Consider the following 7,961-nt stretch of genomic DNA (forward strand, 5'->3'; position numbering starts at 1 on the left):
AATGGTTCGCTCTTTTCGTGGCGAACAACGATTCATACGACTTCATGTCGCACTATGCGGATTCACTTATGTTCATCATGCTGACTACCTAGCACTCACCCGATTGTGGTTATCAGGAGGATCGTTCTCTCGCGATTTAGATCCCGACTGGTGCATCACCAGTCTTCGTTACATTGTCAGACTCGCTACTTTATTCAGAGTCCTAGGTTCATCTGGTGATACAGATGGTTCACACATTAAGCGGTGAACAGCGCTTCATACGACCTCACGTCGCACGCCCCAAAGCAATTTAGTGTATTCAATCCACTCCTTTCAACTTGCTACCTAGCATTAGAAAAAATTATCTGAAATCACAGATTCTAGAATTAACAATTCACCTAAGTAAGTAACCATGGAGGTGATTGCATATTCCGGAATCGCCGGAATATGCACCCATCAATATCTAACAGCCCTATAGTCAACGTGATGCATGTAACAAAATGTAAATATGTGAGGCTAAATATTACAAGAAGGGTTTACAAACTTATCGCACAGTTAAAGAATGCGTAAAAGATAGAGGCTTTCAGATGAAAGTGTGAACTGATTCTTACTTGTCCACTCAGTCTCTAGATTAAAAAGTCTCTTACAGCCACTGAACTTGGAAAATAGTTAATTTTGAATCATATACGGACGTTGCCCAAGCTCGTTTGGGTGCTGCTTTTCGGTGTCTTTATCACCCGTGGCAGCTTTTACATGATATGGCCCTATCTTTCGATCATCCTCATAAAGCAACATCAGCTTTCCGCAAGTGAAGTGGGGGCGTTGCTGTCATTTGCGGGCGTGGTATCGATACTGATTGGCTTTATGGTCGGGTCCCTTTCCGACTTTATCGGCAGAAAGTGGTTTTTATTATTGAGCGGTTGTTTAAACATTGTGGCCTTTTGCATGCTCGCCACCCTGCAATCAATCGAAGGTTATGCCATTGCGATATTTCTTTCTTCGATTGGCCGGGCAATCTGGGAACCAACAATATCGGCCTTGTTTAATGACTTGATGGAGTGCCCAACACAAAGGGAATTTGCGTTTCAACTGCGCTATTTCGCGATCAATGTGGGCAGCGCCATCGGGCCCCTTGTTGGTATATGGCTCAGTATTGAGGGGGATGCCTCTAATTTTTTCATCACGGCCGCTTCGTATCTCATGTTTATTTCCGCCATGTGGTTAGCCTGGGTTACGCCATCTACCCAGACCGTACAGAAGACCAGTGCATCAACCTGTCCCCCCCCTTCAAAACGAGAAATCATCTCCACGCTCGGAAATGATAAACAATTGTTGGTCATCGTACTGGCGAATATTCTTATCTTGTTTATCTATGGTCAGCAAGACTCTACTTTGATCCAGTACCTTACCCGGGAGAGTGCTGAAGGTCTAATGTCGTTGGTATCGATGATGGTCGTGGTCAACTCCCTTGTGACGGTTGTTTCTCAGTACTTTGTTGTAAAACATTTGACCCGGTTATCCATCAATAAAAAGATGATTCTGGGTCTTATGTTCTTTGCGATCGCCCAGATTATTTGCTCCCAAAATTCCATGGCCTTTTACTGGGGATGGATTGCCGTTGCCGTTGCCATGAGCCTTGGTCAAACCATCATATTCCCACTCATGACCGTCCAGATTGATCGAATTGCACCCGAACATCTCAAGGGAACCTACTACGGCGCGTCATCATTTAACGCCTTAGGATATGTTTGTGCACCCTACCTCGGTGGAATGATTCTGGATTATTGGGGAGGTCCTGTCGTTTTTCAGATCATGTTTGGCCTGTGTGTCTGGGTCGTATTAATTTATTTACGCCTTGAGAAGAAACACTCTGAAACCTCGCAATCAATACGTTCTACCACATATTGAGAAACCACATGGAAAATTTAACCAAATACGAAGGATGCTGCCATTGCGGTGCAATTGCCTTTGACGTCTACGCGACAAAAAAGCTCACCGTCACTCTGTGTAACTGTGATATCTGCTACAAGCATGGTCACCAGGAGTTGATGATCCCTGAAGAGCGGTTTGTTTTACACAAAGGACAAGCCAATTTGAAACCTTACAGATTCGGCGATTGTATTGCCGATCATACTTTTTGTGTAGTTTGTGGGGTTATGCCGTTCTATCGGCCTAAGTCGCACCCTGAAGGCTATTTTAGTGTCAATGCCCGGTGCTTGAATTTAAAGCAATCCGAGCATATCGAATATGTTGACTTTGATGGCCAGAACTGGGTGGCAAGCATCAAAGCTGGCATGCACAAACTTACCGAGTAACCCAAAGTCATTAAAAATATAAGGACGTTATGAAAAGCTCAGAAGCATTACAAACAAAGTTATTGGCTACTTTTCGCTTATACTTTCAAGAACACCCATTCATACATTTAGAAAGCCTTGAGGCCACACGTACCACACTAGGGGAATTTTATGGAGTCAGCGACTTTTTCCCTTATATACAGGCCATTGCATGCGCGCCGTATATTGAACGACAACTCCAATCTTGCAGCACTATTTCCGACAGTGTGGGCTTAACCTCTGTCGTCGGCACATTCCTTTCATGGGATGAGTTTGGCGGGCACTATACCGTCTGTCAGGGGGGGCAAGCGGCTTTGCCAAACATAATTAATCGGAGTCAATTCCATTCCTCCATGTTCAAAGCGGACATGCAACAAGTATTTGGCAACAATTACCATCCCGAGTTTACGTCACTGACCACGGACTACCTAATGAACTTAAAGGCAGGACTGGGTTCAGAGGATGCGAGTGAGCGAGTAGCGCATATGGTGGCCTTCGAAATGCACGCAGAAAGCATGCTGACAGCACTCTATATGACACTGAAAAGGCTAACAGACATTCCTGATAAAGGGCTGGCTTTCTTTGAGGCGCACATAGGTGGAGATGATCCGGCTGAAGCTTATCATGTCGAAATGACCAACCGACTGATTGACGCCGTTATTCCCAGTGAGAAAAGCGCCGCATTTCTTAAACACTTCGATACGGCGTGCCAGCTACACCACAAGTGGTGTCTGAGCGTGATGGGAGTATAATAGATGCCAACACTTTTTATTATGAATGCCGCAACAGAACAAATGCTTGGGCATTCTCTTTCAAGTTCTGACATTCAAGCTGCGATTAATTCAGCTTGGCGCAACATATGGCTAGCCAATGAAGGCGACGTCGTTGTTTTGCCTAAGGCGCTTGAGCCTGAAATAAAAGCGTACGTAGGTGAGGTGCTTCAATGCGAACCCGATAAGGTCATCTTTGTTGCCCCTGATGTTGCTTCGGTACTAACCGATAGCGTTCTCCGTGAACCTCACCTTCGAGCAAAAATACAACCGTACATTGAGCACGATACCGTCTGGACAGTGAATCCCTGCTATCAAAGCGTGGGGGTGGCGGAGCTTGCAGATAGCCTTGGACTCTCTCTGGGCGAAGGGGACTCATTCATCCGTCAGCAGGGCATTGACCGCTACAACCGAAAAAGCCAATTTCGCACTCTTGCCACCCAGTCAAGCCTTCCCGTACCTAGTGGCGAAATCCTCCATAGCATGACAGAGCTCGCCGGAGCGATTCAACGGCACATCGATGAAACAGGCATAGTCATTATTAAAAGCGATGTGGGTGTAGCAGGACTTGGTAATATCGCCATCACCCGACATCCCTTGCGCCCATTGCCCGGCATTTCACGCCTGTACTCTGAAAGTGACTTTGATTTGGACTCACTGCAAATCGATAACACCGTAGTAGAAAGCTACCACACCGCCACCCATATGTTGTTTATCGAATTTTTTGTGCAGGACGATGGCCGTGCCGATTTTCTCAACCTAGGGGAAATTAGGATGGTAGATGACTCCAGCGGCTTGAGTATGAAGTGGATAGGCCTAGATCTTCATACTTCTCTGCCACCACTCATGCTCGCACATTACGTGAATGAGTCGTCTAGATTCGTGCAAGCGGCGGCCAAGCGAGGCTATCGTGGTTATATCGATGTCGACGCAATTGTCACCGATCGTCATCAGCTTCTATTCAATGAATCCAACGGGCGCTGGGGCGGCTGCACCGTACTTCACCATTTGGCCGAAAAACTCATCGGCCGAAACTACGCTTCGACGCATGTCGTATCGGCCCGACGAGCCATAAACACACCTAGTTTTGAGTACGCAAAAAGTATACTTGAAAAAACGGAGCGGGGCTTTTGCCCAATAAAGCAAGAAGGCATTGTCATTCTCGCCTTCGACAAGGGTAGCCAGCAAATGGAAATCGTTTTGATTGCACGATCACTGGGCACCGCACGGACGATGGAGCAGCAATATTTGAAGGCACTAACGGAGTAGGGTTATGAAAAATCTACCGAACGACATCATCTGGGATCTCACTTACGCCTGTCCGTTGCGATGCGGGTATTGTTACTCTGAGTCAGGGCGCCGAGAAAATAAAGAACAAGATACCAAGAAGCTCATGGACATCGCAGATAAGATTATTGAACTCCACCCAGACCGCGTCGCGTTCAGTGGCGGAGAGCCACTCTTAGTAAAGTCTGTGTACTCTCTTGCGAGCTACCTGAAATCAAAGGGGATACGAGTCACTCTCTATACAAGTGGTTACACGATTAACAGTAAAAATGTAAGCAAAATCTTGGAGTGTTTTCCCGAAGTCCGTGTCAGCCTTGACTGCCATATCCCCGAAATAAACGATCGGGTAAGGGGAAAAAAAGGGGGCGCTCAGCGCGCGTTACAGGCTTTGGAGCTATTGCTGTCTAATCGACGACACAACAGCGATAACGTGGTTGGCATCGATACGGTGGTCGTGCAGGATAACCTGCCCCACTTGAACGTTTTCTGCCATCATATTGCTCACCACTTCCCCACCTTAGATTTCATCAATATGGGCGTTGCGATACCATCAGGGCTTGCAAATCGCCAAACTTTTGCTGACACGCAACTACTCACTTTTGAACAACTGGAATCGGTCCGCGATCCAAGATTTATTGAGCACCTGAGAGCACCTTTTCCAAAAGAACAAGCGCAACACATTACCATAAGTGATAACTTTCGGCTCTTAATGAGCGCGCAGGATATTGAAAGTGGGACAGCCAGAGTCAATGCCATACAAATCGAACCTGACGGAAAAATTAGAGGATCTTTGATTTATGAGGGTACTGTTGGCCATATTCTTCATGACGAAATATCGACCATTCTTTATCGGATACAAGAACGACTGTCAGATCCCCTTTATGTGAAAGTACTAAAAGAGATCAACACCCTTCAGCAATGGGCTGAAAGTGCCCGTACCATTGACTTACACTATACAACCGGTAAAGAGCACCAACGAATAGCCAAGCGACACTCCGCCCACTTCGATAAGAATACCATTCACATAAAGACGGAGGAAACATGCTAAAGTTACCAGATCAGATTCGCGCCGAAACTCGGCACATTTCTGGGTATCGAACTCTAATTCAGCTCTCTGTCATCGCCGGAAGTGTGGTGTGTCTTTGGGCATTCGTGCTTAGGTTCAACTCAATATTAGGGTTCATCACAGCTAGTCTTTTTACAGGATTTGCTTTGTCTGGGCTCATCAATGCCGCTCATGAATGTACGCATAACACACATTATCGCAACAAATGGCTCAATCAATTTGCAGGCACCATTATGTGCTTACCGTTACTGCTCAACTACCATCTGTATCGCTGGAAACACCTTGATCATCACCGATATGTTGGAACAAGCAGAGATACTGAGATACCTAGGCATTTTAACAGTCGAAGAGACTATATCGCTACTATGCTTGGGCTCGGCTACTGGAAATATATCCTGAGTTCACTCTTTCAATGTTTACTACGGGACTTTCCTACTTCTATCAACACCCGACGTAAGCAAAACGCAGTCATGTTGAATGCCGGACTTCTCCTTTTGGTGATGCTTTCCTTGGTAATCATAACATTCACTTGGCCGCTCGAAATCTTGTTGGGCTATTGGTTACCAATGATAACTGCAATTGTCCTAATCAATATTTTCAGTCTGGCTGAACATTACCGAATCAGTCCCGAGTCTCTAGCTGTCGCCGAATCCCGAACAGTACTGAGCAATAGCGTTGTCCGCTACTTTATTTGGAATGCCAACTTCCATACTGAACACCACTACTTTCCTAAGATACAATCTTACCATCTACCGCATATATATACACAGACTGCTAAACAAGGGTATGAGCAATGGTCTTCTTACTTATCGTTTCATTTCTGGGTATGGAGTGAGCTTAAACGTAAGGAGAGAAAGGTATGAGCCATACCTTCAATATCAGTCGTTGCTCAACAGTCGTATTTAATAACGTGGAAGATATGATTGCTGCAGATCAAGACCCCCTTAATAGCTGCGCATACGGTCGGGTTAACAACCCTACTAGTCGATGCTTTGAAGAAGCTATGGCTACACTGGAGCACGGGTTCAAGGCAGTAACGGCTCCCTCCGGTTTATCTGCCATCACAATGTGCTTTATGGCCTTGGTTAGATCCGGAGGGCATGTCCTCATTGCTGATGACGTTTTTGGTGGTGTGAAGCGTTTTGCGCAGGAGGTGCTACATCGTTTAGACATTGAGATCGAATATTATCGTTCAGGTCATGTTGAGGACATCTGCCAGCGAGTGAAATCCAATACTCAAATCATCTATGTGGAATCGCCCAGTTACTTTAAAGGGAGAATAACAGACATTGCTCAACTTAGAGAAAACGTCAAATCCGGCAACCTCGCTATCATCGCCGATAATACTTGGGCATCGCCATGCTACGCCAACCCATTAGAACAAGGTGCTGATATTTCACTACATTCGGTTTCGAAGTATATAGGAGGGCATTCCGATGTGGTACTTGGCGTGGCCGTTTGCAATGAAACAACTTGGGAAAAAGTGAAGCTCAACGCTTTTTACCAAGGCATTCATGTGTCCCCAGATGACGTCTATCTGGCTTGGAGAGGGTTGCAAACATTAAAAGTAAGGATGGCACAGCTCAGTCGTTCAGCCTACCAAATCGCTTACTGGTTGACTCAACATCCACAAGTGCTTGACGTTTACTACCCTGCCCTAAAAACACATCCGGATCATGACCTGTGGTCTCGACTTTTTCTCGGCGCCAGCGGACGCTTTGCTATACGCCTTTCCTCTATGACAAACCAAGAAATCACTGAGCGCCTAAATACCATGCAGCACTTCAAGCTAGGATACGGATGGGGGGGATACTCGAGCTTGATTGCCCCACGTGAACTCCCCAGCAAAGAGTCCAAGGCACTCAATAACGTCACATTGATGTTATCTATTGGGTTAGAGGATGTGAATAATTTGATTGATGATCTCGAGCACCTCCTTACATTCAAAACCCACAAATATCAGCAAGGAGAGAAGAGATTAATCAACTCCTAACCCAAAGCCTCAAACTTTGGGACAGAACCTACTTTGTTTATAAGGTTTCAATACTTGTAGTTACTCATTATTTGCTAATTTAGAAAATCACTGTAAAGGTTTTGTTCCGTTTTGAGTGATGGGAATATCAGAACGATTGCATGATCGAGTAATAGCTTTTATGTGGATGTGTAAGATTGATTATAAGCCGCTTAGAGTAACTTTTCGTACCGTTGGACCTCGAACCCCGTGTCGAGAGTAATTGCCGTTGGGCTATCATGTCGTCGTTATTGCTACCCCGATAAAATAATAAGAATGGGGGAAGCCGCGAAGCTGAAGGTCTATGACAACATACATTTATAGTTAAAACAATGGTGCCCCTTAACCTCCAACTTATATTTCAAGATCCAGCTCCCCTCGCCAGTCATAAATAAACCATATTAAGAACATGTTAAACGATAAAAGCCCCGCAACTGCGGGGCCTTAATGACAATTAATCGTATCCGCCCCACGAACCCACGGGGCGACTTGTCAGTGTTTGAAGTTCCAAGGTA

The 7,961-nt window shown here is 45.6% G+C and carries 7 protein-coding genes; all 7 read left to right on the forward strand.

Annotated features, from left to right (window positions below; translation table 11 throughout):
• The first annotated feature begins 654 nt into the window (after positions 1 to 654).
• Genes AB6D80_RS23365 through AB6D80_RS23395 form a run of 7 tightly spaced genes read left to right on the forward strand, consistent with a single transcriptional unit; the run spans position 655 to position 7,428 of the window.
• Entirely contained in the window at positions 655 to 1,887 is a 1,233-nt protein-coding gene (locus tag AB6D80_RS23365; RefSeq protein ID WP_372189750.1) for an MFS transporter, read from the forward strand.
• 8 nt (positions 1,888 to 1,895) lie between these two features.
• The gene (locus AB6D80_RS23370) at positions 1,896 to 2,294 is read left to right on the forward strand and encodes a GFA family protein (protein ID WP_372189752.1); all 399 of its coding nucleotides are present in this window, start codon (positions 1,896 to 1,898) and stop codon (positions 2,292 to 2,294) included.
• Between the two features lie 29 nt (positions 2,295 to 2,323).
• On the forward strand, positions 2,324 to 3,064 hold the full coding sequence (locus AB6D80_RS23375) for a hypothetical protein (RefSeq protein ID WP_372189754.1): 741 nt from the start codon (positions 2,324 to 2,326) through the stop codon (positions 3,062 to 3,064).
• Between the two features lie 3 nt (positions 3,065 to 3,067).
• Positions 3,068 to 4,351 carry a hypothetical protein gene (locus tag AB6D80_RS23380; RefSeq protein WP_372189756.1) on the forward strand — a complete coding sequence of 428 codons (1,284 nt, stop codon included), beginning with the start codon at positions 3,068 to 3,070 and terminating at the stop codon, positions 4,349 to 4,351.
• Between the two features lie 4 nt (positions 4,352 to 4,355).
• A complete protein-coding gene (locus AB6D80_RS23385) occupies positions 4,356 to 5,417 on the forward strand; it encodes a radical SAM protein (RefSeq protein WP_372189758.1) in 1,062 nt (353 codons plus the stop codon).
• Positions 5,411 to 6,298: a fatty acid desaturase gene (locus tag AB6D80_RS23390; protein ID WP_372189760.1), complete on the forward strand. Its 888-nt coding sequence runs from the start codon at positions 5,411 to 5,413 to the stop codon at positions 6,296 to 6,298. Before AB6D80_RS23385 ends, AB6D80_RS23390 begins: the two co-directional genes overlap by 7 nt.
• Positions 6,295 to 7,428: a PLP-dependent aspartate aminotransferase family protein gene (locus AB6D80_RS23395; protein WP_372189762.1), complete on the forward strand. Its 1,134-nt coding sequence runs from the start codon at positions 6,295 to 6,297 to the stop codon at positions 7,426 to 7,428. Before AB6D80_RS23390 ends, AB6D80_RS23395 begins: the two co-directional genes overlap by 4 nt.
• The last annotated feature ends 533 nt before the right edge of the window (positions 7,429 to 7,961 follow it).

It is taken from the genome of Vibrio sp. 10N.247.310.17 (assembly GCF_041466605.1).
Classification (GTDB): domain Bacteria; phylum Pseudomonadota; class Gammaproteobacteria; order Enterobacterales; family Vibrionaceae; genus Vibrio; species Vibrio tasmaniensis_A.